At 61.8% G+C, this 24,597-nt stretch carries 19 protein-coding genes; 3 read left to right on the plus strand and 16 right to left on the minus strand.

Going from position 1 to position 24,597, the window contains the following annotated elements; genetic code table 11:
- Positions 1–16: 16 nt before the first annotated feature.
- The 3 genes from CMV30_RS07585 to CMV30_RS07595 form a co-directional block, all read right to left on the minus strand.
- Positions 17–2,479, minus strand: a complete 2,463-nt coding sequence (locus CMV30_RS07585) for an endo-1,4-beta-xylanase (protein ID WP_096055450.1) — start codon at positions 2,477–2,479, stop codon at positions 17–19.
- A gap of 47 nt (positions 2,480–2,526) precedes the next feature.
- Positions 2,527–4,338: an endo-1,4-beta-xylanase gene (locus tag CMV30_RS07590; protein WP_096055451.1), complete on the minus strand. Its 1,812-nt coding sequence runs from the start codon at positions 4,336–4,338 to the stop codon at positions 2,527–2,529.
- Positions 4,339–4,430: 92 nt separating this feature from the next.
- Entirely contained in the window at positions 4,431–8,330 is a 3,900-nt protein-coding gene (locus tag CMV30_RS07595) for a TonB-dependent receptor (RefSeq protein WP_138223191.1), read from the minus strand.
- Between the two features lie 248 nt (positions 8,331–8,578).
- On the opposite strand from CMV30_RS07595, the gene CMV30_RS07600 reads away from it, so the two are divergent.
- Positions 8,579–10,564 (plus strand): sialate O-acetylesterase, encoded by a 1,986-nt coding sequence (locus CMV30_RS07600; protein WP_096055453.1) that lies wholly within the window; start codon positions 8,579–8,581, stop codon positions 10,562–10,564.
- Between the two features lie 8 nt (positions 10,565–10,572).
- Here the strand turns inward: CMV30_RS07600 and CMV30_RS07605 are convergent, their stop codons facing one another.
- Both CMV30_RS07605 and CMV30_RS07610 read right to left on the minus strand, forming a co-directional pair.
- Complete coding sequence (locus tag CMV30_RS07605) at positions 10,573–12,006, minus strand: tetratricopeptide repeat protein (protein WP_096055454.1); 1,434 nt, start codon at positions 12,004–12,006, stop codon at positions 10,573–10,575.
- A gap of 11 nt (positions 12,007–12,017) precedes the next feature.
- Complete coding sequence (locus CMV30_RS07610) at positions 12,018–13,313, minus strand: FG-GAP repeat domain-containing protein (RefSeq protein ID WP_096055455.1); 1,296 nt, start codon at positions 13,311–13,313, stop codon at positions 12,018–12,020.
- A gap of 221 nt (positions 13,314–13,534) precedes the next feature.
- Between CMV30_RS07610 and CMV30_RS07615 the strand changes: the two genes are divergently transcribed.
- Entirely contained in the window at positions 13,535–14,041 is a 507-nt protein-coding gene (locus CMV30_RS07615) for a hypothetical protein (RefSeq protein WP_096055456.1), read from the plus strand.
- A gap of 74 nt (positions 14,042–14,115) precedes the next feature.
- On the opposite strand, the gene dprA is transcribed toward CMV30_RS07615, so the two are convergent.
- The 6 genes from dprA to CMV30_RS07640 all read right to left on the minus strand — a co-directional run bounded on the left by dprA (position 14,116) and on the right by CMV30_RS07640 (position 18,927).
- On the minus strand, positions 14,116–15,279 hold the full coding sequence (gene dprA / locus CMV30_RS07620; RefSeq protein WP_096057676.1) for a DNA-processing protein DprA: 1,164 nt from the start codon (positions 15,277–15,279) through the stop codon (positions 14,116–14,118).
- A 187-nt stretch (positions 15,280–15,466) separates the two neighbouring features.
- Positions 15,467–15,595 carry a hypothetical protein gene (locus tag CMV30_RS20670; protein ID WP_281254885.1) on the minus strand — a complete coding sequence of 43 codons (129 nt, stop codon included), beginning with the start codon at positions 15,593–15,595 and terminating at the stop codon, positions 15,467–15,469.
- A gap of 19 nt (positions 15,596–15,614) precedes the next feature.
- Complete coding sequence (locus tag CMV30_RS07625) at positions 15,615–17,144, minus strand: NAD(P)H-hydrate dehydratase (RefSeq protein WP_096055457.1); 1,530 nt, start codon at positions 17,142–17,144, stop codon at positions 15,615–15,617.
- Positions 17,141–17,656 carry a hypothetical protein gene (locus tag CMV30_RS07630; RefSeq protein WP_096055458.1) on the minus strand — a complete coding sequence of 172 codons (516 nt, stop codon included), beginning with the start codon at positions 17,654–17,656 and terminating at the stop codon, positions 17,141–17,143. The genes CMV30_RS07625 and CMV30_RS07630 overlap by 4 nt, the downstream gene beginning before the upstream one ends.
- Positions 17,657–17,673: 17 nt before the next feature.
- Complete coding sequence (acpS, locus tag CMV30_RS07635; protein ID WP_096055459.1) at positions 17,674–18,081, minus strand: holo-ACP synthase; 408 nt, start codon at positions 18,079–18,081, stop codon at positions 17,674–17,676.
- 102 nt (positions 18,082–18,183) lie between these two features.
- Positions 18,184–18,927 carry a pyridoxine 5'-phosphate synthase gene (locus CMV30_RS07640; protein ID WP_096055460.1) on the minus strand — a complete coding sequence of 248 codons (744 nt, stop codon included), beginning with the start codon at positions 18,925–18,927 and terminating at the stop codon, positions 18,184–18,186.
- A gap of 158 nt (positions 18,928–19,085) precedes the next feature.
- On the opposite strand from CMV30_RS07640, the gene CMV30_RS07645 reads away from it, so the two are divergent.
- Positions 19,086–19,796: a VC0807 family protein gene (locus tag CMV30_RS07645; RefSeq protein WP_096055461.1), complete on the plus strand. Its 711-nt coding sequence runs from the start codon at positions 19,086–19,088 to the stop codon at positions 19,794–19,796.
- 193 nt (positions 19,797–19,989) lie between these two features.
- On the opposite strand, the gene CMV30_RS07650 is transcribed toward CMV30_RS07645, so the two are convergent.
- From CMV30_RS07650 to hisC, 5 genes are all read right to left on the minus strand, one after another.
- A complete protein-coding gene (locus CMV30_RS07650; protein ID WP_096055462.1) occupies positions 19,990–21,279 on the minus strand; it encodes a citrate synthase in 1,290 nt (429 codons plus the stop codon).
- Positions 21,280–21,511: 232 nt separating this feature from the next.
- A complete protein-coding gene (gene hisH / locus CMV30_RS07655) occupies positions 21,512–22,159 on the minus strand; it encodes an imidazole glycerol phosphate synthase subunit HisH (protein ID WP_096055463.1) in 648 nt (215 codons plus the stop codon).
- 82 nt (positions 22,160–22,241) lie between these two features.
- A complete protein-coding gene (locus CMV30_RS07660) occupies positions 22,242–22,718 on the minus strand; it encodes a hypothetical protein (protein WP_096055464.1) in 477 nt (158 codons plus the stop codon).
- Positions 22,719–22,784: 66 nt separating this feature from the next.
- The gene (gene hisB / locus CMV30_RS07665; RefSeq protein WP_096055465.1) at positions 22,785–23,381 is read right to left on the minus strand and encodes an imidazoleglycerol-phosphate dehydratase HisB; all 597 of its coding nucleotides are present in this window, start codon (positions 23,379–23,381) and stop codon (positions 22,785–22,787) included.
- Positions 23,363–24,466 (minus strand): histidinol-phosphate transaminase, encoded by a 1,104-nt coding sequence (gene hisC, locus CMV30_RS07670; RefSeq protein WP_096057677.1) that lies wholly within the window; start codon positions 24,464–24,466, stop codon positions 23,363–23,365. The genes hisB and hisC overlap by 19 nt, the downstream gene beginning before the upstream one ends.
- Positions 24,467–24,597: the final 131 nt, after the last annotated feature.

The raw sequence follows: 24,597 nt of genomic DNA on the forward strand, positions 1-24,597 counted from the left end.
TAAGAAATAAAATCCCTCACGGCAGCACAACCTGCACAGTCGTTTTCTCCTCTTCCGGTTTGAGCGAGAAAGTCTGCTGCGTCATCTTCCCGTCGCGCTCCACCGTCACGACATACTCGCCGTGAAAGCCGCGCCCACCGACTTTCCCCGTCTTGCCGGCTTTGCCCTGCACTTTCGTCCGCCAGTCGTTGAGCACGAGTGAGCGATAAATTTTTCCCGCCGGCTTCTCCGACCAGTCACCGCGATAAAGCGCCCCCTTCGGTCGCCAGTGCGCTTTCTCCCAAAAGCCCCAATGCTGCACACCCACCACACTCGGATGACTGTAGCAAAGAATCAGAAAATCCCGCGTATAGTCCGCTTGGAGCTGCTGGTCGTCCGTATCGATGTCGAACTCCGTAATGCGGATCGGGAGCTTGAATTCCGAATACACCTCCAGCGCCGCCAGTACATTCTCCGGCGGGTTCGGCTGCGCGCTGATGTGCCCCTGCAATCCGAGTCCACCCAGCGGCGAGCCCTTCGACTGAAGGAACTTCGCCACCTTGAAAAACTCCAGGCAATGCGCCTTGTCCGCCACGAGGTCGTGATTGCTGTAATCGTTCAGATAAAGTGGCACACCCGGAGCACCTTTCTCCGCCGCCTTGAACCACTCCGTCATGATGTCGTTCCCGAATAGCGCCATCAGGTCGTGGTTATCGTACGGCTCATTCAAAACATCCCACTCCTGGATAAACTCCTTCGTCGCCCCCGTGATCTCGGCGATGTGCTTCAGTACGAGCCCGGGAATCGTCGCCCGCTCTTTCTTCGAGCCGTTCAGCTTCTTGATCATCTCAGGCAGATTCTTCCAACCCGGCCACACCAGCACATGCCCGCGCACGTGGAATCCATTTTCCCGCAGCCAGCGCAGCCCCTCTAGCGACTGCTGCTGGCTGTACGCGCCCTTCCACTCCCCGATCCACACCGGCCACTTCAAATCGTTCTCCGGACTCGCCGCATTGAACAACTCCTTCGCTTTCTCGCGGTAGATTTTATTGTCCGGCGAATCCTGCGTGAGCCGCGCGAACTGAAGCGCCGTTCCAAAGTGAAACGCACTGCGCACCTGCTCCACCTTGATCGTCGCCCCCGCCACCGGCTGCCCGTTCGCATCGCGCGTCTCGATCACAAACGCCGATTTCCGGATCTTCTCAATGCGCGCCAGCGCCTCTTTTCTCCACGCCGCATCCGCTTCACGCCCCACATACGTGAACCGCGTCTTCGGCAGATCCGCCGCCTTCACCTGCGTGCCGAAACCGAGCACCTCGATTCCGCCGATCTCCACCGTCTCCCGCTTGAATCCAAATCCAAATGACAGCTCCAGCCCGCCTTTCCCGTAGCTGTCCACGAACGTGAACGGCAGCAAAAACTCCTGCCACTCCCCGCGCATCGTCACCGTGCTCTCCACGCTCTTCGCATAATTCGGCCCCGCCTGCTGCACCACGACGCGCACATAACCCGCGCCCGTTTCATCGGCCGACGCCACCGCCCGCGCGAAAAACCGCACGAGCCCCGTATCGCCTTTCTTGACCGCCTTCCCGAGCGGCACCCGCGCCTCCACCGCCCACGCCGGACTCAGGTCGCGCATCGTCTCCATTTTGATCGCGCGTGAAAACGCCTGCCCCTTCACATCCACCCTTGAGAGCGAAAACGCGTTTTCATTCCCGCTCTGCGCCGAGATCGTGAAGTCCTTGATCACATCGCCCGTCAGCAACGCCTCGCCGCCCTCCGGGATTTTCGCGCCACCCATCGCCGCGCCTTCCGCCATCGCTGCCGCCGGAGCCGCACCCGCCCCGCCACGCAGCTCCGCCTCCAGCGCGCTGAACGTGAAAAACACACAGCCCTGCTTCCGCAGCTCCGCGAGGATCGCAGGCAACTGCTGCCGCGTCTCTGCGCGCCACTCGTGAAACAAAATCACCGTTCCATCGCGCACATCCGTCGTCGCCTTCTTGAAAATTTCCTCCGCCGGCACCGCTTTGTCCCAATCCTGCGAACTCACCAGATGCTTCGGCGCATAAACCGTGATGCCCGCTTTCTTCGCCGCCTCGCGCACGCGATCATCCACCGTCAGATAAGGCGGCCAGTACCAGCGCGGCGCCACGCCGAGCGCCTGCGTGATCACGCGCTGCGCCTCCGCCACGTCCTTCGCGAGCGCTCCGTCATCGAGATCGCGCGGCTGCGCGTGCGTCTGCGAATGATTCACCACTTCATGTCCCGCCGCCGCGATCGCTTTCGCCGTCGCCGGATTCTCATTCACGCGATCGCCCACGAGCGCGAACGTCACCATGACCTTTTCCTGCGCCAGCACCGCCAGCAACGGCTCCGCGTCCGCCGGCCTCGGGCCATCATCGAACACCAGCGCGACACGTTTCGTCGGGACCGGCGCAGCAAAGGAGGCAGTCATCATCGCCGCTCCAAGCAGGGTAAGTGCGATCAATCGGGTATTCATGGGGATTTTTTTTTGGGGGGGGGAAGCGTTGCGATAAAACCGCGCCCTCACGGCAGCGTGACCGTGAGCTCAGCAGCACCGGCCGCTGGCGTGAGTGAAAACGTTTTCTCGATCCGACGCCCGCCCGCCTCGACGACAACGGAGTACTCGCCGTGAAATCCGCGCTGCGCGAAACGCCCGCCCGCATCGGTCGCGCCTTCCAGGTTCGTCCGCCATTTCTTCAGCACGAGATCCTTATACACACGCGCGTTCGGCTTCTCCGACCAGTCCGCGCGATACATCGCCGCCGGCGGACGCCAGTGCGTGCTCTCCCAGAATCCCCAATGCTGCACACCCACGACACTCGGATGACTAAAACTCAGGATAAGAAAATCCCGCGTGAAATCTGCCTGCAGTTCCTCGTCCATCGTCCACACATCGAACTCCGTCATGCGCACCGGCAGCGCGAACTGCTTCTGATAACGATCCAGCACCGCGAGAATATTTTCCGGAGCGTTTGGCCGACCGTTGAAGTGAACCTGCATGCCGAGCCCGTCCACCGGCGCGCCGTGATCGAGCAGGTAACGCGTCGTCTTTTCGAAGTGCGCCACGTGATCCGCATCAGTCGTCGCGTCGTGATTGGAGAAATCGTTGAAGTAGAGTGCAACGCCGGGAAGTTCCTCGCGCGCGACCTTGAACCACGGCGCCATGACCTCGTCCCCGAAGATCTTCATGAGATCGAAATTCGTGAACGGCTCGTTGAGCACGTCCCACTCGTCGAGCAATCCTTTAGTCGCGCGGGCAATCTCGCGGATGTGCGCGTGCACCATCTCCGGAATCTCATTTTGCTTCGCGGTGCCGATCCGCTCCTGAATCGGCTTCGGCAGATTCTTGTGCCCCGGCCAGACGAAGACATGGCCGCGAGTATGAAAGCCGCGCTCTTTCAACCAGCGCAGTCCCGCGAGCGTTTGCTCCTGCGAAAACCCAGCGCCCCACTCGCCCGCCCAGACCGGCCACTTCAAATCGTTCTCCGGTCCCGCCGCATTAAAAAGCTCCTCGGTGATCTCGCGATAGCGCCGGTTTTCCGGTGAATCCACGACCAGCCGCTGCATCTGCAACGCCGATCCCCACTGAAACGCCGCGCGCGTCTGCGTCACCACCACCTTCGCGTCGGAAACCGGCTTGCCCGCCGCATCCACGACGTTGATCGCGAAATCCCCCTTGCGGATTTTTTCGATGCGCCCGAACGCCGCCTTGCGCCACGCCGCATCGGCCTCGCGACCCTTGTAGCTGAACTTCGTGCGCGGCAGCTCCGCCCACGTCTGCGTTTTGCCGTAGTGAATAACTTCGACGCCACCGATCTCGACCGTCTGCCGCTTGAAGCCGAAGCGCAGCATGAACGCCGCGCCGTCCTTATCGAAATCCTGCGTCCATACGAACGGCACCAAGATCTCCTGCCACTCGCGCGTGATCGGAAAATCACCCTCGAAGCTGCTGTTCCAATCCACGCCGTTGCGACGGATAAAGAGCAACACCCGCGCCGCACCCGTCTCGTCTGAGATCTCCGTCGCTCGCGCGAAAAAACGCATCAACGCCACCTCACCCGCGACAACGGGCCGTGAGTTAACTCCCCGCAACTCGATCGCCGCCATTGGGCTGGTATCCTGCAGCGTCGCCACGCGCCACCCGCGCGTAAACCCCGGCCCCGCGAGATCAACCGTCTCGAACTTCACATTGTCCTTCGCGTGCGGCTCGACGCGCAGCGCGAACGCGTTGACCGGATCTCCCGCCAGCAACGAGTCCCCCTTGGGCAACAATGTTTGCGCCTGTGCGATCGCGGCGGCCAGCAGGAGTGGGATGAGCAGGAGGATGCGTTTCATAGGACCGGAGGGGAGATTGCCGGGGAGAAATTACAAAGGCGGGGCCGTAAAGCCCCGCCTCTGGTTGATGAGACCGTGCTATACCGGCGCGATCAGAAGCTGAAGGTATTAGTGACGAACCATTCCTGGACTGGCTTGATACGCATGCCCGCCCACGTCTGCCCGTCAGGCTGCACCGTGATCGGAATCAGGCCTTCTTTGTCGAAGAGGTTGCGGACGTTAAGCTGGATCTTCCAGTTGATCTTTTTCGTTATCTTGCGCTCGTAATTGATCCACATGTCGAGGCCGTCTTCCGAGGGGCCGTAGTAAGGCTTCGAGAGATCGAAGCTGCCCAGACCACCCGCGCCAGCGATAGTCGGATAACCGATGACCACTTTGTCCTGCCAGCGGTAGCTGCCACCAATGCCGGTCCCCTTGATCGGACCTTTGCGGAACGAGTAGTTCGTGGTGACATTGTAGCGCCACTTGCGGAGCTCGGCCGCGGCGGCACCCTGCTGGAGCTTGAGGAGGACGTAGTTGCTACGCTGATTGTTCCAGTTGGTACGCACCTCGTTCGAAGCGGAGTAGCCGCCCGAGAACTGGCGCATATCACCGGCGGGACCAGCCATCGCCGCGTCCATGTAGGCAACGAACTCGTCGAGCAGCGGGCCACCGACATTATTGCGGATGGCAACCGTCTCGGAGGCATTGAAGGAAACGCGCCAGTTGGGCGTGGGGTTGGCCGTGAGCTCGAACTCATAGCCTTCCGACTCCGTCTCCGAGGTCAGCGTGAGGCCAGGAGGGCCACCGCCTGGGTACGAGTAGAGATAAACACTCGAGGTGCTCTGCGCATACTGCGCGGCCGGGTTGATACCGACGAGGGTGGCCTCGTAGGTCGAGCGATCCGTAAGGCCGGAGGTCGGCGGATTATATCCCCAATAGGAGAAGTAGTTTTTGGCCTGCAGATCCTGCTGGATGGTGTTCCAGGCTCGGATCGACGCATCGCGCATAGACGCGGCCTGCGTCGCGTTCTGAAGCGTGGAGTTGGCCGGTGGCGTCGTGGCGTTGCCCGCGGCAACCGGACGTCCACTGGTGTTATCCACATAGGCCGCCGCCCAAGTGTTGCGGTCGCCGTTCTGTTCGCGCGTCTCCCACGGGTAGTTAGATAGCTTGTACAGGAACACATTGCGGAAACGCAGACCTTGCTGGATCGGATTTCCGACGAGCCCGGCCACATCGCCGGAGATCGAGGCGTTTTCCACGATCGTCTTGTATTTCACGGCGCGGAAGGAGTATTTGCCGTTCTTGGTGGAGAGCAGCACGCCATAGTCCGTGGTCTCACCGGTAGGATTGTCGATCAGCTTGCCGTAGATGTCGCGCCGGGCGGGCGTGACCTGAAAGTTCCTGGATGTGTTGTAGGAGAGGCTCGCGTTGATTGGCAGGACGTCGCGCTTGCCGAGGAGTTTGTTCAGATGCACCACGAGGCCGCCACTCGTGGAGTGGTCCTTGATAAGGGAGTAGAACTGATTGGTGGTGCCATCGATGTTGGTGTCGCCTGCTCCGCGAGAGAATCCGTAGGAATTAACGCCATTGGGGCTTAGATTAAGAATGCCGCGATTACCGGGATTAGGACGGGCCGCGACGTTCCGTGTTTCGACAGTATCATAGCGCCAGCCAAAGGTGGGAATGATCGCATCGTTCCAGAGATAGCCCTGCCAGGAACCCGCATAGGACGTCGTCCCGCGCTTGATTTTCTGGGCGGCCGTGAGGAGGTCCGTGTTTGCCCCCCGATCAGAACGCAAGAGGTTGGTTTGATAACCGCTATTCCAGCCCGTGTAGTTGGCCGGGTTTGACGCCTGAGTGAGCGCTGTAGGGGTGGCGGTGGACGCAAAATAGATCGGGAGTAAATTGGTGGGCACCGTCCAGGGATCGCCGTAGTTGGTCCCACCAGTCCAAGTGGAGTTGAAGTGATAGATGCTTCCATCCTTGTAGTTCACGTTCGCGTTCACGCCCGGGATGTTCGCCCCGGCGGCCGCCGATGCGCTCGCCAGGGAGGGCCCGAGATAGATCACGGACAGCGGCCCACGATCATTGAAGTTGGTCGTGAGACCAGAGGTGCGCGTCCAGTAAGCAGCCCAATCGAGCGAGTGGGCATTCATGGTCCAGCTACGATTCTCGGCAACGTACGTCTCTTTCGCGTAAACTCCGTTGAAGCGATGCTTGCCGAGGATTCTCGTGAGCAGGCTTTCCTTATCGAAGAAATCTGCGGCGCGCAGTTCTGCGAAAAGAGAGCCGCGAATGTACTCACGATCGCTCACGTAGGAGCTGCCGTTGCCATCACCCGCCGTCACGAAGGGGCGTCCGAAATTTGGATTCGGAGAGAGATCTTGGAAGTTCTGCAAGAGGTCGATGTTCAGGGTCGGATTGATCATGCCCTGACCGCCGCGATCATATTTCTGCCGGTCGTAATTCACCTCGACGCCCACACGGTTGTCCCACCCGGACTGGGTGAATGTCAGGTTGTAGGTATCCCAGTTTTCCCATTCCGATTTGTTCGGACCATCGATCAGGGTGTCGTTGTAATTAAAGACCGAAGAGTCGCGCAGGGACATGTCCTTGTACGCGCCCAGCCCGGCCAGCGGCAGACGGACATCCGTCGCATACTGGTTCACGCTGGCGATGGCGTAGAATGGACCGGAGTAACGCTGCCCGAGGATGGAGTCGCCGGAACCGCGCACCGAGCCGTCGTTGTTGCGCGCGCCGCGATTAATGTAGCCGCCATAGATCCGGGAGAGCTGGGCGTTGGAACCGTCCACAAACCAGATCGGCTGCTGCTGATTACCCACGCCGCTTAGCCACGGATTGGTGGCCGATGGAGTCGCACTGATATTGTAGCCGTAATCAACCGCCGCCTTGTTCATACCGCCAAAGATGCTCGTGTTATCCACTGGGCGGAACCACGCGGAAATGCGGTCCGAGGGAGGAACGATGCGCGGACGATTCGCGTCGATCTCACCGTGCTCAAACTTCGCACGAAAACTGGTCTGAAAATCAGCCCGGTTGAAAAGCTTCGGATCGAAACGAATCGCCCCGTAAACACGCCGGTCTTTCTGAAACGTATGCTCCTGCTGGAATTTCTCGTTGCCCGCGAGACCATCGATGCGGATGGCTAGCACCTTGGGAATCAGCACATGGTTGTAATCGAGGGTGCCGCGCAGCGTGCCGTACGAACCGAAGCGCGCATCGACACTGCCTTTGTTTCTCCCGAACTCGGCGTTTCGCGTCGAGGCGTTGATGATGCCGGCAGGACTGCCGAGACCGAATAGAATGGAGTTGGGTCCGCGCTGAATATCGACGCGATCAACGTTGTAGAAATCAGTCGGAATATCCGTGACGAAGAAATCACGCGTCGTGTCGGCCGCAGCCAGACCGCGCACGCGTTGCGCACCCGCAGGCGCGCGCAGATTGCTTTCCTCACTGAGTGTCTGGCCATTGCCCAGGCCCGCGTACGTTCCGCGTGTACCGGCGACCTCGGCATTGGTCGTATATTGGAGGAGTGTGGCGTTATCGGTCGCACCGATGTCCTTGAGGAATTCCTTGGTATAAACAGAAAGGCCGCCGCCGACGTCTTTCAGATCCGTGCGGATGCGCGTGCCGGCGAGCGTCTCAGTGGCTTGATAACCGCGGTCCGTGGTCGCGCTGACTTCGAAGGGAGTCAGGTTGATAACCTCCTCTTCAGGCAGAGTTTCAGCTGCGACTGTTTCGACAGGCGGAGCCGGACGATCAGCTCCGGCCGGAGGGTTGGCTGGTTGGGAAACCGCCTGCGAGTAGGCGGTCGCGGCAAGTAACGAGAAGGCGACGAGCGTCTTCACGTCTTGCAGGGGATGACTTGCGCTTTTCATGAGGTGTTGGGTGGTCAGGTTTTCCAGGAGGAAAGCATCACCTGCTGCGTGGTTCACGCCGCGCAATACGCGGGAAAGAAACAATGCTGCAGGCGCAGGATGCGTGGACATTCGCCACGACGGGTTGGGGTGAGTTCGGGGTGGGGAGCTTGGAGATCGTGAAAATGGCGCGAACGCCAACGACCTGGGTGCATCAACAACCGAACGCATTTCCTGAATCAAAAACGCCTTCAGTCTAACCTTAGACTCTTTCGACATTCGCGACACTTTTCTCTGCCACAAAGAGTGTCTGAAACCCTGATCGCCTCCGCACATCGGCGCTCGCGCTGATACCCACGCCGCAACTCCCCCGCCTCGCCATGCGCCTCGCTTCCCTGCTCTTCCTCGCCCTCGTAATCACGCTCGTCGCACCTGCCGTCAAAGCCGCCGCCGCACTCGAAAAACCGCTGCTAAGTCCCGTCTTCACCGACCACATGGTCCTGCAACGCGATCGCCCCAACACCTTCTGGGGCTGGGCCGCTCCGGGCGAAAAAATCCACATCGCCATCGGCTCACACTCCGCAACCGCTCATGCCGCGTCCGACGGCCGCTGGGAAACACAGCTCACACCACCACCCGGGAACACCGCCAGTCCATGCACCCTTGTAGTTGAAACACCCCTTCAACGCACCGAACTCCGCGACCTCCTCGTCGGCGACATCTGGCTCTGCGGCGGCCAGTCCAACATGGATTTCCCCCTCGCCGACTCGCAAAACGGCTCATCCGAAATCACCGCCGCCAACCATCCAAACATCCGCTTCTTAAAAATCCCTCAACGCGCACGCTATTCCCCCGCATCTCTTCCTGAATCCCACTGGCAAGCCTGCACGCCCGCCAACGCTCGCGCCTCTGGCCTCTCCGCCGTCGCCTACTTTTTCGCGCGCAAAGTCCACGCCGACACCGGAGTTCCCATCGGCATCGTCCAGGCCGCCGTCGGCGGCTCGCCCGCCGAAGCCTGGATAAGCGAAGACGCGCTCCAGCCATTTCCCGAATTCCGCCCTCACCTCGCCGAGCTCGCCCGACTCCGCGCCTCCGCCGCTCCCGAGTACGGCAACTTCATCATGCATTGGTACGACCGCTACGACACCGGCTCTCTCAACTCCCCCTGGGCGCAACCGTCCCTCGACGACTCCGCGTGGAAACCCGTCGCAGTCCCCGGCGCCTTTCCCGCGCTCGCTCTCTCCGACGTTCCCGCCGTCGTCTGGCTCCGCCGCGAAATCACCCTTCCCGATCCGCTCCCGCCAGGCGGCGCACACCTCCATCTCGGTTCAGTGGAAAAAATGGATACCGTCTTTCTCAACGGCCAGTGGATCGGCTCCAGCGCCTGGGTGGAAAATCCACGCATCTACAAAATCCCCGCCGCCACTCTGAAACCCGGGAAAAATCTCCTCGCCCTCCGCATATTCAAAGTCACTTCCCTCGACGCCTTCCTCAGCCCGCCCGAAACACTCCAGCTCGTCCTCGGCGACAACACACGCTTTCCACTCGCCGGTGCCGCATGGAAAGCCGCCATCAGCGTCGATGCCCGCCCGCCCCACCCGCTTCCCCTCGGCTTCGAAAACTGGCCCGTCATGCCCACCGTGCTTCATCGCGGCATGATCGAGCCGCTCGCCCCGCTCACGATCCGCGGTGCGCTCTGGTATCAAGGCGAAGCCAACGCCAGCCGCGCCTTCCAATACCGCTCGCTCCTGCCCGCTCTCATCGCCGACTGGCGCCTCACCTTCCGCCAGCCGGAACTCCCCTTCTACATCGTCGGCCTCCCCGCCTTCATGCCCCGCCGCACCGAGCCCGTCGCTGAAGACTGGCCCGAACTCCGCGAATCCCAAGCCCTCACCGCACACACCGTTCCCCACACCGGCCTCGCCGTCACCATCGACTCCGGCGAAGCCGACGACATCCACCCGAAGGATAAAAAAATCGTCGGCGAACGCCTCGCGCTGCTCGCCCTCAACGATCTCTACGGGAAACAACTCGCCGCCCACGGCCCCGAGTTCGCCCGCGCCGATTTTCTCCCCGACGGACGCGTGTGCCTGCATTTCAACTACACCGCTGGCGGCCTCATCCAGCGCGGCGAAAAACTCACCGGCTTCGCCATCGCCGGCGCAGATCGCAAGTGGCACTGGGCCGATGCGACACTCGTCGGCGACACCGTGATCGTCTCCTCGCCCGACGCGCCGCACCCCGTTGCCGTCCGCCACGCCTGGCAGTCCAACCCCGCCGTCTCCCTCTTCAACACCGCCGGCCTCCCCGCCGTGCCCTTCCGCACCGACGACTGGCCCGGCATCACCCACCCCAGTCCGCGCTGAACAGCTCGCTAGAATGTCTCCCCGAATTTTTCCTTATAAGCCGTCAGCAAACGCTCCATCTGCTCCCGCGGCACGCGCGGCTGAAGACGGGCCCGCCTGAGCCAGTCCCGCGCCCCCGCTTTGTCTCCATTCGAGATCGCATAAAATGCCAGCAGGCCGAGCGCGCTCGGATTTTGCGGCTCTGCAGACAGCGCCCCCATCATCGCTTCTACGCCCTCCTGCACCCGGTCCATTTCAAACAGCAGCCCCGCCAGTTCGACAAAGGGCTCCGCCTCATTCGAACGCAGCCGCGTCGACCGCCGGTAAGCCTCAACCGCCTCCACGCGTCGGCCAGATTGCGCCAGCTTCCTCGCCTGCATCCGATGCAGTCCGGGCGATTCCGGACACCGGCGCAGACCTTCCACCAATGCCTGCTCGGCACCTGCTCGATCATTCAGCTGTTCCAGCAAAGCGCTCAGATTCGCCCACCCATCTGCGAAACCTGGGTCCAATCGCGTGCATTCCGTGAATCGACTTCGAGCACTCGAAAACTCCCGGCGCTCACGATGCAGCACTCCCAGCTGGAAGACAGCCGAGAGATCGCTGGGCGCGATTATCACCGCCCGCTCCAGCAATCGAAGCGCGGTATCCAGATCCCCCGAACGCGCGGCCGCTCCACTGGCCACCCCAAGCCGGTAAGGATCGTAACAATCCCCGAGCAGTTCATCCACCCACGGATCGATCACGTCGCGATACGCTCCCGACGCACGCCCCGAGCTCCTTCCCTGAGCAGCACGCTCCATCAACCCCAGCCGCTCATGCACCGTCACGATGAGATCGTACCCGAGCAGCGAATTAGTCTGCGCCACCAAGGGCTCCAGCCGCCTCCGCGCCTGCTCCCAACGCTCCGCTTCAAAATCCACCCGGGCCAGACCCAGCTGCGCATAAGGCTCATCGACCTGGATGCGCAAAACCGCCTGATACTCGGCTGCGGCATCGGTCGGCTGATTATTTTTGAACAACAAATCTCCCAGCCTTAATCGCGCCGGCACGTAGTCTGGTGCCAGCTCCACCGCCCGTCGCTCCTTCAACAACGCAGCATCCATTTCACCGAACCCCGCCAGAATCGTCGCCTGCCTGTGCGGCCATCGCGCCTCCGTCGGCTGAATCCAGCCCAGCCCTTCGTAACAACACACCGCCTCCCTCAAGAATCCATTGGCATGATACAAACGCGCCAGCTCCCCCAGCCCCACGCCCGCCCCGAATAACGTGCGCGCTCTCTCCTCCGCGCGCGCGATGCGTTCCCTCAATTCCTCCGGCCACGCACCCAGCTCCGGCCGTTGAGGTAAAGCCGCCGCGGCGACCAAACGCACCTGCTCCGCGTGCCTCCACCACACCACCGCACTGACAACGGCCATCGCCGTCACAATCGCACCAATGATGCGGAGACGTGTTTTCTTCATCGCAGAAGCCCTCACCGTTTCCAGAGCGTTAACCGGCTGATGCCATCGAACGGAGGATAAATATAAAATCCCCCGGTGATCAGCGAAGGCTTCCCGCTGCCGTCGAAATCACCCACCGCCATCGAGATTAAATCCTTCGGTGCCCGCGCGAGCACCATCGGCATGAAGCCCATGCGTCCGTCGTTCTTGAACCACATCAGCGAAACCACCTGCGTGTTTTTATTGTTCCAGTCCGAGTACGCCGTGCTCGCGACCACATCCATTGCGCCGTCGCCGTCGATATCCGATATCACCGGGCTGTACGCTCCAGGTAAATCGCCGATACGCTGATAACGAAAAAATCCCTGCCCCGCATTCTCCAGCCACTGCACGCCATGCCACGGACGCGGTCCAGGCGTCGAGGCCGGGCCGAATCCATCGCCATTGGTGAAAACCAGGTCCGGCCGGCCATCACGGTTAAGATCACCAACGCTCAGCCCGCTGCTCCCATAATCCTCATTCGTCGATCCCCAGATTCGCTTCTTCATAAATGCGCCGCCCGTATTTTCGAAATAATAAACCTCCTCCCACTGCTGCGAAACAAGCGCCGCGATGTCCGGCTTCGAATCTCCGTTGAAATCCGCGACGCACACATTGATCGCCCCCGATAACTCCAGCAGCGTGTGATGCTTGAACTCCCACGGCCCGACGCGCTCCAGCCAGCTCACCTGCCCCTGGTCGTAGCCAAACTGCGCAAGCGCCAGATCAAGCCTTCCGTCGCCATTAAAATCCCCGGCGCGTACATCGGTGACGCGATCCGTGTTTGAAAGCACAGCATGCGGCGTGAAGTTCTGCCGCCCGTCATTCTCGAGAATAAAGACAGTGCCGATGCGGTCATTATTGGGGAAAACAAACCCCATGCTCGCCACCAGCACATCGAGATCCCCATCGCCATCCATGTCGGCCGCCTCCACATGCACCGGTGCCTTCATGTCAGCTGCGATGATTTTCTCCTCGAAAACACCTCGTGATTTCTGACGGACCCACATGACTTGATTCCCCTGCGCCTCGCACGCGAGCACATCGAGCAACCCGTCCCGATCCAGATCCGCCGTGTTCACATGAGAGATCCATGGTGGCAGCTCCCCGACCGCCGCGCCGATGGGCTGAGGACTAAACAACGTGAGCGCATTCGCCATCTTGCTAGCTTTGACCGGTTCAAAAACCGGAGCGGGGTCTTTCTTCCCGCACGACCCCAGCAGCAGCAGCACGCAGCCCGCTGCCAGCAACAACACCGAACGCGCAAGTGGCCGTACAAACCGATTCATGCGCGCTACGTTCCCAAACCCGCGCCAACTTGCACGACCAGAATCAACAAGGCTGCAGCCAAACCACCCGGGCGCCGCCATTCAAATGATCGACCACGAAACTACTCCCCCGATTTGACAAGGCACACGACCACACCGTCCTCTTCGCAATCGGCGGGTTTACTTTACTCAGTGCCTCATTGGCATCGGGGAACTCGTCGCTCGGTTAAAACGAAGTCCCAATGAAAACTCAGTCATTGAAGTCCTCGGTAAAGATCACGCGCACCCTCATCGTAGTGGTGGTTGCGCTTTTTGCTCCAGTGGCCACCAGCGCCGGCACCCGTATGTCGATGCCCTCACAGGAAAAGCAACTTCAGTCCGTTGCAACCGAGTGGTCCCGGCAAGCATCCGCAAAGTGGTCCGCCTTCCTGTCTGCGGAAACATCGATCACTCCGAAAAAGTGTGTGTACGTCAATGGATGGACCCTGCCCGACAACCCTGTAGTCGGGCAGACTTACCCCCTCGCCTGGCAAGGCTACTCGTCGGGAGCCAACTACGTGATGCTCTACACGAAAGCACCCGGAGGCTCGTCATGGATCTCGTGCGGCAGCGGCGGCGGACCAGCTGGCGGCGGCTGGTTCTCAGCAACCGGCGGCTTTGCATTCTTTGCCTCCGGCACCTGGCAGTTCGCAGTGGCATCGGGCGGCACGCCACCTACCTCCGCCAGTGCCACGCTCGTCGTTCCGTGAATAAACTGAACAACAGGTGAGCGTTCACTTCGCCCCGTGATATCTTCACGGGGCTTTTTATTGCCTAATCACACTCAACTCCGCGCCTCGAACTGCCCGTCAGCGCGTTTCGCCACCAGTCGCTTCAGCTCCAGCATCATCAACGTCGCCGAAAGCTCCCCTGCGCTTCTTCCCGTCTGCGCCGCGACCGCATCGAGCGATAAAATTCCCCCGCCCGCGAAACACGCCAGCACCGCCTGCTCCGCCTCACTCAGCGCCACACCGCGCTTCACCCCACCTTCCACGCCTTCACCCGCCTCGTCATCGTCCTCCGCCTCCCCGCCCTTCGACGGAATCCGCTGCGGCTGCAATCCATCGAGGTAGTTCAACTCGTTCAAAATATCGTCCACGCTCGTCAGCAACGTCGCGCCGTCACGGATCAGCTGATGACACCCCGCGCTCGTCGCCTGATCGATCCGCCCCGGCACCGCGTAAACCAATCGCCCCTGCTCCCCGGCAAATTTCGCCGTGATCATCGACCCACCACCGACATCGCTCTCGACCACAATGATAGCCGCGCACATCCCCGCGACGATCCGGTTGCGCATCGCGAAGCTCTGCCGGTCAGCCCGCCGCGTGAACGGAAACTCCGACACCACCGCGCCGCTCTCCTCGATCTTCCGGTACAGCTCCAGATTCTCCGGCGGATAAACAATATCGATCCCGCACCCGAGCACCGCCGCCGTCTTCCCGCCGACCGATAGCGCGCCTTCATGCGCCGCCGTGTCGATCCCGCGCGCCAGTCCGCTCACCACGCAAAACCCCAGCCGCGCCAGCTCCGCGCCGAACTTCTTCGCCACCGCCTGCCCGTAGAGCGTCGTCCGCCGGCTCCCCACGATCGCGATGCACGGTTGCGCGAAGTCGTACCCGCCTTTCCGGTACAGCCCGATCGGCGGGTCGCTGATTTCCTTGAGGAGCTTCGGGTAAGCCGGATCGCGCGTCGTCACGAACGTCGCGTGGCTCTTCGCCATCCGCTCCTCCTCGCGCGCGAGGTCGAAATGCTCCCACCAGCTCGCGATCGTCGAGCTGATCACCGGCCCCACCCCGCGCACCGTTTCCAGCCTCCGCACGCCCGCCGTGAACACCGCCCGCGGATCGCCACCCAGCTCAGCCAGCACGCGATTGAGCGTGATCGGCCCGATATTCGGCAGCGCATTCAAAATCAAAAACGCCTGCTCCTCGCTTAGCGATTCTCCCATGCGCCCACCCATGCCCGCACCTTCGCCCGGCGGAAAGCGCAAAAACTCCGCCCGCCTTTTCCGCCCCGCTCGCGCCTTCAGCCGACAAACCCAAACGCGCCCGCAAAAAACTCCCGCCCTCCGGCACGATCTACACCCAGGCCGAGGCCGACGCCGCGCACCGTTACTTCCTCAACGAAGATCCGCCTCACAATTCGCCATCCCAGTGATCGCCCCACGGGGGATAATGCGGCCCTTTCAAAAGCCAGCGTAGGAACACCACGAGCAGGATGATTCCGCCGCCGAGCAGGACGATAAGCGTGACGGCACTCGTCATGGCATCGCCCTCACTGCGCTCATCCGCGCAGCGTGGGCGGCAAAAACTCCAGCAACTCCGTCGTGCGCACCGCGACCTGCCCGCGTTCGCGCGCGAGCGCATCCGCCGCAAGTCCGTGCCACACGACACCGCGACACGCCGACTCCAGAAGCTCACCGGAATTTCCCCCGAGTAATCCGCCGATTATCCCCGCGAGCAAATCGCCGCTTCCGCCGCGCGCCAGCACCGGCCCGCCGAAAAAGGAATGCGCCACGCATCCGCCCGCGCAGATCCGCGTCACCGGCCCTTTCAACACCGTCACCACCTCACCTCCACGCGCCTCGCCCGCTTCCGAGGGAAAATCCTTCAGCGCCCGCCTGCCCGCGATCCGCGCAAACTCCCCCGCATGTGGCGTGAGGATGCGCGGCGCTTTTCCCGCGCGGACAATCTCCGGCTGGAGCGCATCCGCATCGAGTACGAGCGGCACCGTCGCCGTCTTCACGATGTCCATCGCGAGCGCGAGCGTCTCCGCCTCGCGCGATAATCCCGGCCCGATCAACAACACGCTCGCACGCGAAATACGTTCGCGCAGCAAGTGCGCGCCTTCGAGCGCGAGTCCGCCCTCCGGCGTCTCCGGCCAGCCCACCCACATCGCCTCGGGCACCTGCGCCGCATAAGCCGCCGCCAGCGACTCCGGCACAAACGCCGTGACCAGCCCCGCTCCCGTCTTGAGCGCCGCCAGCACACTCATGAGCACCGCACCCGGAAAACTCTTCGAGCCGCCCACGACGAAGAGATGTCCATACGTCCGCTTGTCCGACCGCGGTGAACGCAGTTCCCGAAGCGGCGCTAGCACAGCGGATGTGAGTACGAAATCCGCGACAGACGGCGCGCTGGAAGCGGTGTGCTCACCCTCGAAAAACCCCAGATCCAGATACCGCACCCGACCGACACTCGCCGCATTCGCCGGATCGATCAGCGGCGCTTTGACGATGCCAGTCGCGTAAGAAAAATCCGCACGCATCACATCCACCGTGCCTAGCCCGCTCGGCAGATCGACCGCGGCGCGCAACCGGATCGGCAACGCGTTGACCTCCGCAAACAGCGTCGCGGTGCGCGCATCCACCGGCGGGTGAAACTGAAAACCGAATACGCCGTCGATGCTCAGCGCATAGTGGCCCAACGCTTTTCGCACACGCCGCACGCGGCCCGGCGCTGCGTGGACCAGCGCCTCATACGCGCGCAACGCCAGCGGCTTCAGCGCGCGTTCGCCGAATGCCAGCAGCACCTCGGCCTGCGCAGCGGTAAATCTCTCCAGGATAAATTTCGCCGCGAGCAACGCATCGCCGCCGTTGTGCCCCTTGCCGGCCAGCACGAGAACGCGCGCCGTGTCTTTTGGGAATCCGCCGATCTCCTCGAAATCCGTGATCACCGCCGCCCCGATCGCAGCACCCGCGAGATTCATCGCGGCCCACTCCTTCGCTTCGTCACCGCCAAACAGCGCCGCCTCGAAACGCTTCGCCTCGTCGGCCGAGAGCACCGGATGCGCGTGGAGCGGCGGCGTGTTCATGGCTCGAGCTTCGGTGGCGCGGGGCGCAGAAACGACGGGATCGATTCGAGCCGCTTCGCGCGCCCTGCGTCGGTTTCCGTGAACAGGATCAACGCGCCCGACTCCGCCTTGGCCGTGATCAACGGCCGCGTGAGCCGCGTGATCGAACGATAATAAAAATACGGCCCGCTGCGCATCACCTCGATCAGATCGGAGAATTTTCCCGTGCGCGTGTTGAAGACGACGATCTCGGTGATGTCGTTTTCCCAGACCGCGCCTTCCTCGGCCTGCGTGAAGATCGCTTCGATTTCATTCTGACTGAGGCGGAGGCCGGGCGGAATCTCAGCCGGAGCAGCCGGCGCCACCGGAGCGGGCGAGGGCGCGGGCGTTTTGTCGCGGCGTTTTTCCAACTCGCGATCGGCGACGTAGGCGAAGACGCAGCCGATCACAAAGCCCACCATGATCCACGAGGGCGCTTTCGAGAGTTTCTCTTTTGGCGTCGGGGGCAGATCGTCTTCGTCGATGGCGGACATAGGGCGTGATAATTTTTCTACGCGCGCACGAGCGCCGCGACCGCCATGGCCGCCGTGTCGGTGTGCGAGAGCGTGAGGATAACGTGCGTCGCGCCGATTTGTTTCAGCAAAGCCTCCCCTTTTTCATCGAGCCGCACGCGCGGATCGTGGCGCGGACCGTGATAGACCGAGATGGATTTCCAACCCAGCTCCTTGCCGATGCCCGTCGTGAACGCTTTCGACACGGCTTCCTTGGCGGCGAAACGCGCGGCGAGGTGCTTGTCGGGAAATTTTATCTGCATGCAGTACGCGCGCTCCTCGTCGGTGAACACGCGCTCGAGAAACCGCTCGCCCTGCCGCTCGCGCACACCGCGGATGCGATCGACATCCACGAGATCGGAGCCGAGCCCGATGAGAATGCCGCCGGGGGGAAGATCGAGATTCATGCGGAGATCAGTTTTTAATTAACCACAGAGGCACAAAGAACACAGAGGACGGAAAACAAAAGGTTTCTCTCTGTGCCCTCTGTGTCTCTGTGGTTCAAAGCATCACGCATTCATCCGTGTTTTCATCTCGCGGACCGCTTCCTCGATGCCGGTGAAAAGCGCGCGGCTGATGATGCTGTGGCCGATGTTGAGCTCGTGCAGATGCGGGATCGTGCGGACCTCGGGGATGTTCACGTAATTGATGCCGTGACCTGCATTCACGATGAGTCCGCGTTCGTGGCCGAGGATCGCGCCGACGGTGAGACGCTTGAGCTCGGCGGCGCGCTGCGGCGTGAAGTAAGCGTTCGCGTACGCTCCAGTGTGGAGCTCGATCCACGGCGCGCGCAGTTTCGCGGCGAGTTCGATCTGCGGTTCGTCGGCGTCGATGAAGAGACTGGTCTGGATGCCGGCGGCGTTCATCGCATCCACGCAGGCTTTGACGCGCTCGCGGTTGCCAACGACATCGAGCCCACCCTCGGTGGTGATTTCTTCGCGGCTCTCGGGCACGAGGCAAACGGAGTCGGGCTTCAGCTTGAGCGCGAAGTCGATCATCGCGGGCGTGCAGGCCATCTCGAGATTGAGGCGGGTGGAGATCGTCTCGCGCAAGCGCCAGACATCGCGCTCTTGGATGTGGCGACGATCTTCGCGGAGGTGGACGGTGATGCCGTCGGCTCCGGCGCGTTCGCACAGGATCGCGAGCGTGACGGGATCGGGCTCAACCGCGCCGCCCACGGTGGCGGGCGCCTGTTTGTAGCGGGCCTGACGGACGGTGGCGCAGTGATCGATGTTAACGCCGAGGAGAATCATGAGACTGTGAAGGTACGAGAATGTGGAAGGCAGGAAATCAGGAAATGCGGGCCGCGCGGAATAAACAGGCACAACGGCCGTGACCCCAAAAGCGCACAATGAGTGAGCCGAGGCTTTTTCCTTCCTGAGTTCCTGAGTTCCCTATTCAAACATCCGCCATGTCCGCTGCTGCGCCCAAGCGCGAAAACCTGATCCTCAACCTGATCTTCAACATCGCCCTGCCGACGTTGATCCTGACGAAGTTCAGCGGGGAAAAATCCTTGGGCACCGTCTGGGGCCTGATCATCGCGCTGGCATTTCCCGCGGGCTATTTCCTCTACGATTTTGCGCAGCGGCGGGCGGCCAATTTTATCTCGATCATCGGCTTCACGAGCGTGCTGCTCACCGGCGGGCTCGGCCTGATGAAGGTCGGTCCGATGGGTTTCGCGATTAAAGAAGCGGCGATGCCGCTGATCATCGGTCTCGTCGTCGTGCTTTCGATGGGTTCGAAGCGCCCGCTCGTGAAAACCATTTTACTCAACGACCAGATCCTCGATCTACCGCGCGTCGATGCGGCGCTGGCCGAACGCGGCAATCGCAGCGGTCTCGATCTGCTGCTCAAACGCGCTAGCTACGCGCTGGCCGCGTCATTTTTACTGAGCGCGGTCCTGAACTTCGGACTCGCCCGCTACATCTTGAAGAGCGCGCCGGGCACTGAGGCATTCAACGCCGAGCTCGGCCGCATGAACGCGCTCAGCTGGCCGGTGATCTCGCTGCCGAGCATGGTGATCCTGATGGTGATCCTCTGGAAGCTCATCGGTGGCATCGGCAAACTGACCGGGCTCACGACCGACGAGATTTTCCGCAGCAAGGAAACGGGGAAGGCGTGAGGGGCTTGGTAATTGGGTGGGTGGGCGCAAGCGAAGTTCCCGCGGGAAACGCTAGATTGATGCCGAGGTAGGGCCGCCACGCCGTGGCCGACCGGGCTTGGTCGGCGCAATCGACTTTATCCGTTTGCGAAGCAGTCGCGGCCGGCGTCGGCGACGCGGCCCTACCCGCCGCATGCTGAGCTTGCTCTCACTCTCAGCGGTTCGCCGGATAATCGCGCTTCGTCTTGCCCGTGTACACCTGGCGTGGGCGGTAGATCTTGAGCTTCGGGTTCTGCGCGACTTCGCGCCACTGGGCGATCCAGCCGGGCATGCGGCCGATGGCGAACATCACCGTGAACAGGTTCTCCGGGATGCCGATCGCGCGCATGATCAGGCCCGAGTAGAAATCGACGTTCGGGTAGAGTTTGCGCTGGATGAAGTAGTCGTCGCTCAGCGCCACTTTCTCAAGGTTCATGGCGATGTTGAGAAGCGGATCGTCTTTGATGCCGAGCGAGGCGAGCGCCTTGTGGAAGGACGCTTTGATGATCTTCGCGCGCGGGTCGTAGTTCTTGTACACGCGGTGGCCGAAGCCCATGAGACGGTCGCCCTTGCCGGATTTCGCGGCGGCGATGAAGCGGGTGCCGTCGTCACCGTCGGCGTGGATGTTTTTCAACATTTCCAGCACGGCCATGTTGGCGCCGCCGTGGAGCGGGCCCCAGAGCGCGTTTACGCCGGCCGAGACGGAGGCGAAGAGATTGGCTCCGGCGGAGGCGACCATCTTCACGGTAGAGGTGGAGCAGTTCTGCTCGTGGTCGGCGTGGAGGAGGAGAAAGAGATTGAGGGCCTGCGCGACCTCCGGCGTGGGCGAGTAGTCCTTGTACGGGTCAGAGAACATCAGGTGCAGGAAGTTCTCGCAGTAGAGGAGGTCGGGCTTCGGGTGATTAAACGGTTTGCCCTGACTGACGCGGAAAATATCGGCCGTGATGGTGCGGACTTTGGAGATCGCGATGGCGGCGGCTTCGTCGAAGTGCTCGAGGTCGCGCTGGTGGTTGTTACTCGCGAGATGCGGATAGTAAGCGCCGAGGGCGTTGAGCGAAGCGGAGAGCATCGCCATCGGATGCGAGTCACGCGGGAAAGTCTGGATGAAGCGGCGCATGCCCTCGCGAAGCGGAGCGTTTTCACCGAGCAGGCCGGAAAATTTCGCGCGCTGAGCTTTGTCCGGGAGCTCGCCGTTCATGACGAGGTAGGCCGTTTCGACGAAGTCGGATTTCTCCGCGAGTTGCTCGATCGGGTATCCGCGGTACCGGAGGATGCCCTGTTCGCCGTCGATGAAGGTGATCGCGCTGGTGCAGGAGCCGGTGTTGCCGAATCCGTCGTCGTACGTGATGTAGCCGGTCTCGGCGCGCAGCTTGCCGATATCGACGGCATGTTCCCCCTCGGAGCCGATCATGACCGGCAGCGTGAGTTCTTTGTCGTCGAGTTTCAGCAGGGCGGTTTTGGGCATACGGTTGACCAGAGCAAAAAACGCTCCCCTTGCAAAGAAAAGTTACCCCCGGCCCCGGGCAGCAGGGCGTCATTAGAAACCCGCGCCGCAGTGTTAGGAAATGTGTTCAGGGGAAACTGAAGGCGGATCGATGCAGGCGGGGTGCCCTCACCTCGCATGGACATCGGTCCTGCTAGCGACGCGAGGGCACCACGCCTACATCGGAAAGAATCCAGCCCTAGGAACGATTCGTTCAGGCCGTCACGCCCGCAGCGACGTCGGCGAAGTTTTTGTAGATCTGGAGACCCTTGGCCTGGCTCTTTTCCGGATGGAACTGCGTGGCGAAACAGTTGCCGCGACCGATTGCCGCCGTGAAATTGCCACCGTAATCGCACTCCGCGAGCACCAGCGACGAATCGGCCGGGACGCAGTGGAAACTGTGCACGAAGTAAACGTTCTCGCCTGATGTCTTCAGCGTGGCCGCGAGTGGCGACGAGGGCTGGGTGAACGTGATCGTGTTCCAGCCCATGTGCGGAATCTTGAATTCCGGCGGACGGCGGAAACGGACAACTTTACCCGGGAAAATGCCGAGGCCGGTGACGCCGCCGCTTTCTTCAGAGGTGTCGAACAGTGCCTGCATCCCGAGGCACACGCCGAGGAACGGACGTCCGTCGGCGATCCAGCCACGCACGGTGTCGTCGAGTTTCGAAGCGCGGAGAGCCGCCACGCAGTCACCGAGTGCGCCGACGCCAGGAAGCATCAAGCCATCGATCTCGCAGCCGATGTCGGCCGGCGTATGCACCACCACCGGAGTAGCACCGACGGCTTCGAAGGCCTTGGTGACGCTGCGGAGATTGCAGATACCGTTGTCGATGACGGCGATTTTGGCGGAGGTGGACATGATGGAAACGGTCGGAAGTTATCCGTCGTCGAAGCGCTTTTGGCAAGCGGCGGGAGACCGCTCCAAGAAAACCTGAGCAAACTCAGGCCTCAAGTCGCGCGGACTTATCGGCCGGTTTCTCGCGGAAGGCCGCCGCAAACTGCGACAAAGCGACCGCGATAAGCGCGATGACTGCGTCAGCAGGTTCACGCTGCCAGAGGTGATAAAAGACCGCACCAGCCGCGATCGCCGCGAGCAGCGTGATCACGCGACCGAGACCGCGGGCCGCGTTCTGCAAAGCGACATTCCCCGACGCAGCGATCCGATTTTGCGCCCAGCTGACGAAAGCCACCAGCGCCACTGCCGGGAGGACAAACTTAAGCGCCATCCAACCCAGCGCGCGCCAGCCATCGAGCGGCACGCCCGACAGGATTTGCCAGGCGAACCACAGGCAGGTCGCAAAAAACGCCCACTGACATGCGCGCCAGGCAATCGCTCGATAGCCGCCCAGCGTGCGGATGTGCGCGGCTACGGGCACCAGTGTGCCGAAAAACTCCCTGCGGTTCATCTCTGTCTTCATGGGGTAAGGGCGGCGGCGAAAGCAAAAGGTCCGCATCGGGCGATGCGGACCTTGGAGTGAGAGTTGTTAGATTTTCCCCTTCGTGCTCGGCAGCTGATCTGCGGCGCGCGGGTCGATCTGAGTGGCGACGTCGAGGGCGCGGGCGAGGCCTTTGAAGATCGCCTCGGCGACGTGGTGCGGCTCTTCGCCGTACTCGAGTTTCACGTGCAGGTTGCAGCCGAGCGCGTTGCTGAAGGCGCGGGAAAACTCCTTCACGAGCACGATGTTGAAATCGCGCACGAACATCGTCGGCGCCTCGGCGTCGTACACGAGGTGCGGGCGTCCGCCGATATCGACGACGACGCGGGCGAGCGACTCGTCCATCGGGAGGAAAAAGAATCCGTAGCGGCGGATGCCGAGTTTGTCGCCGAGCGCCTGTTTGAAGGCTTCGCCGAGCACGATGCCAACGTCTTCGACGGTGTGGTGATAATCCACAGCGATGTCGCCGATGCACTTCACGTCGAGGTCGAATAGGCCGTGCTTCGCGAAGAGCGTGAGCATGTGATCGAAAAACGGGACGCCCGTATCGATCGTGGACTTGCCCGCGCCGTCGATGGCGAGAGAGAGCGTGATGTCGGTTTCCGCGGTTTTACGCGCGATCTTGGCTATGCGTGTTGGAGCCATGCTTGGAGTTTTTCGTCGAGGGTGAGCATTTCCTCGTCGGTGCCGACGCTGATGCGCAGGAATGACGCGGTCAAGGGATGGCTCGGGAAGTAGCGGACGAGCACTTTGTTTTTGTAGAGAAAATCGTAGGCGGACTTCGCCACGGCCGGGCCACTTTCGCCTTTCGCGTTTTTGGGTTCGGTGAAGATGAAGTTGGCCTGCGAACGGTAGGTGAACCAGCCGAGTTCCTGCCACTCGTGGATATAGAAATCGCGGGTCTCTTTCACCTTCGTGATGATTCCGTGGTAATAATCCATGTCGCCGACGGCGGCGAGGGCGGCGGCTTGGGAGAGGCGGTTGACGTTGTAGCTGTCGCGGACGCGGTCGAGGACGTCGATCACTTCAGGGTGAGCGAGCGCGTAACCGACGCGGATACCGGCGAGCGCGTAGGCTTTCGAGAGTGTGCGCGTGATGACGAGATTCGGGTACTTCGCGAGGAGCGGCACGGCGTCCTGCTTGGCGAAGAGCGCGTAGGCTTCATCGACGACGAAGAGGCCTTTGAAAACTTTCAGCGCGGCCTCGATTTCGTCGCGGGTGAAGGCGACGCCGGTCGGTGCGTTGGGCGAGGTCAGGAAGAACGCGCGGGCTTTCGACTCGGCGATTTGCGCGAGCGGGAGCTGCATCGTGCGGTCGAAATCGATGGTCTGCACGCGGCCATCCTGGATCGCGACGAGCACGGGATAGAGCGAGTAACTCGGCAGCGTGTAGCCGGCGCCGGAGTTGGCGTCGCAGAAGGCGCGGACGAGGAGGTTGAGGATGTCGTCGGAGCCGTTGCCAATGCAGACATGCGCCTCGGTGAGGCCGTGGCCGTGGAGTTTGGCGACGGCGGCGCGGAGCGGACTGGCCTTGGGATTAGGATACAGGCGGAGCGAGTTGCCGTCTTCGCCGACTTCGCGGCGGATCGCCTCGGCCACGCGAGGGCTGGGCGCGTAGGGGCATTCGTTGGTGTTGAGTTTCACCCAGCCGGATTCGGTCGGCTGGAGTCCCGGCGTGTACGCGTGGAGCTGGGCGACGTGCGGTAGAGCGAGGGAGGACGGCGAGGGCATGACGAAGCGGATGTTGAAGCGCAAAGACGCGAAGGTGCAAAGACCGATCCGCGAAGAAAACCCGGTAGAGACAAGCCAGCAGAGCAGCTACAGTTATCGAAGACCCTGCTTCTTCGCTCCGACCTTAGCGT

Origin of the sequence: Nibricoccus aquaticus, assembly GCF_002310495.1 — a bacterium.
Classification (GTDB): Bacteria; Verrucomicrobiota; Verrucomicrobiia; order Opitutales; family Opitutaceae; genus Nibricoccus; species Nibricoccus aquaticus.

Excerpts from the sequence above, each read along its gene's own strand:
- CMV30_RS07585 (WP_096055450.1), bottom strand. The coding sequence starts at position 2,479 with ATGAATACCCGATTGATCGCACTTACCCTGCTTGGAGCGGCGATGATG.
- CMV30_RS07590 (WP_096055451.1), bottom strand. The coding sequence starts at position 4,338 with ATGAAACGCATCCTCCTGCTCATCCCACTCCTGCTGGCCGCCGCGATC.
- CMV30_RS07595 (WP_138223191.1), bottom strand. The coding sequence starts at position 8,330 with ATGTCCACGCATCCTGCGCCTGCAGCATTGTTTCTTTCCCGCGTATTG.
- CMV30_RS07600 (WP_096055453.1), top strand. The coding sequence starts at position 8,579 with ATGCGCCTCGCTTCCCTGCTCTTCCTCGCCCTCGTAATCACGCTCGTC.
- CMV30_RS07605 (WP_096055454.1), bottom strand. The coding sequence starts at position 12,006 with ATGAAGAAAACACGTCTCCGCATCATTGGTGCGATTGTGACGGCGATG.
- CMV30_RS07610 (WP_096055455.1), bottom strand. The coding sequence starts at position 13,313 with ATGAATCGGTTTGTACGGCCACTTGCGCGTTCGGTGTTGTTGCTGGCA.
- CMV30_RS07615 (WP_096055456.1), top strand. The coding sequence starts at position 13,535 with ATGAAAACTCAGTCATTGAAGTCCTCGGTAAAGATCACGCGCACCCTC.
- dprA (WP_096057676.1), bottom strand. The coding sequence starts at position 15,279 with ATGGGAGAATCGCTAAGCGAGGAGCAGGCGTTTTTGATTTTGAATGCG.
- CMV30_RS20670 (WP_281254885.1), bottom strand. The coding sequence starts at position 15,595 with ATGACGAGTGCCGTCACGCTTATCGTCCTGCTCGGCGGCGGAATCATC.
- CMV30_RS07625 (WP_096055457.1), bottom strand. The coding sequence starts at position 17,144 with ATGAACACGCCGCCGCTCCACGCGCATCCGGTGCTCTCGGCCGACGAG.
- CMV30_RS07630 (WP_096055458.1), bottom strand. The coding sequence starts at position 17,656 with ATGTCCGCCATCGACGAAGACGATCTGCCCCCGACGCCAAAAGAGAAA.
- acpS (WP_096055459.1), bottom strand. The coding sequence starts at position 18,081 with ATGAATCTCGATCTTCCCCCCGGCGGCATTCTCATCGGGCTCGGCTCC.
- CMV30_RS07640 (WP_096055460.1), bottom strand. The coding sequence starts at position 18,927 with ATGATTCTCCTCGGCGTTAACATCGATCACTGCGCCACCGTCCGTCAG.
- CMV30_RS07645 (WP_096055461.1), top strand. The coding sequence starts at position 19,086 with ATGTCCGCTGCTGCGCCCAAGCGCGAAAACCTGATCCTCAACCTGATC.
- CMV30_RS07650 (WP_096055462.1), bottom strand. The coding sequence starts at position 21,279 with ATGCCCAAAACCGCCCTGCTGAAACTCGACGACAAAGAACTCACGCTG.
- hisH (WP_096055463.1), bottom strand. The coding sequence starts at position 22,159 with ATGTCCACCTCCGCCAAAATCGCCGTCATCGACAACGGTATCTGCAAT.
- CMV30_RS07660 (WP_096055464.1), bottom strand. The coding sequence starts at position 22,718 with ATGAAGACAGAGATGAACCGCAGGGAGTTTTTCGGCACACTGGTGCCC.
- hisB (WP_096055465.1), bottom strand. The coding sequence starts at position 23,381 with ATGGCTCCAACACGCATAGCCAAGATCGCGCGTAAAACCGCGGAAACC.
- hisC (WP_096057677.1), bottom strand. The coding sequence starts at position 24,466 with ATGCCCTCGCCGTCCTCCCTCGCTCTACCGCACGTCGCCCAGCTCCAC.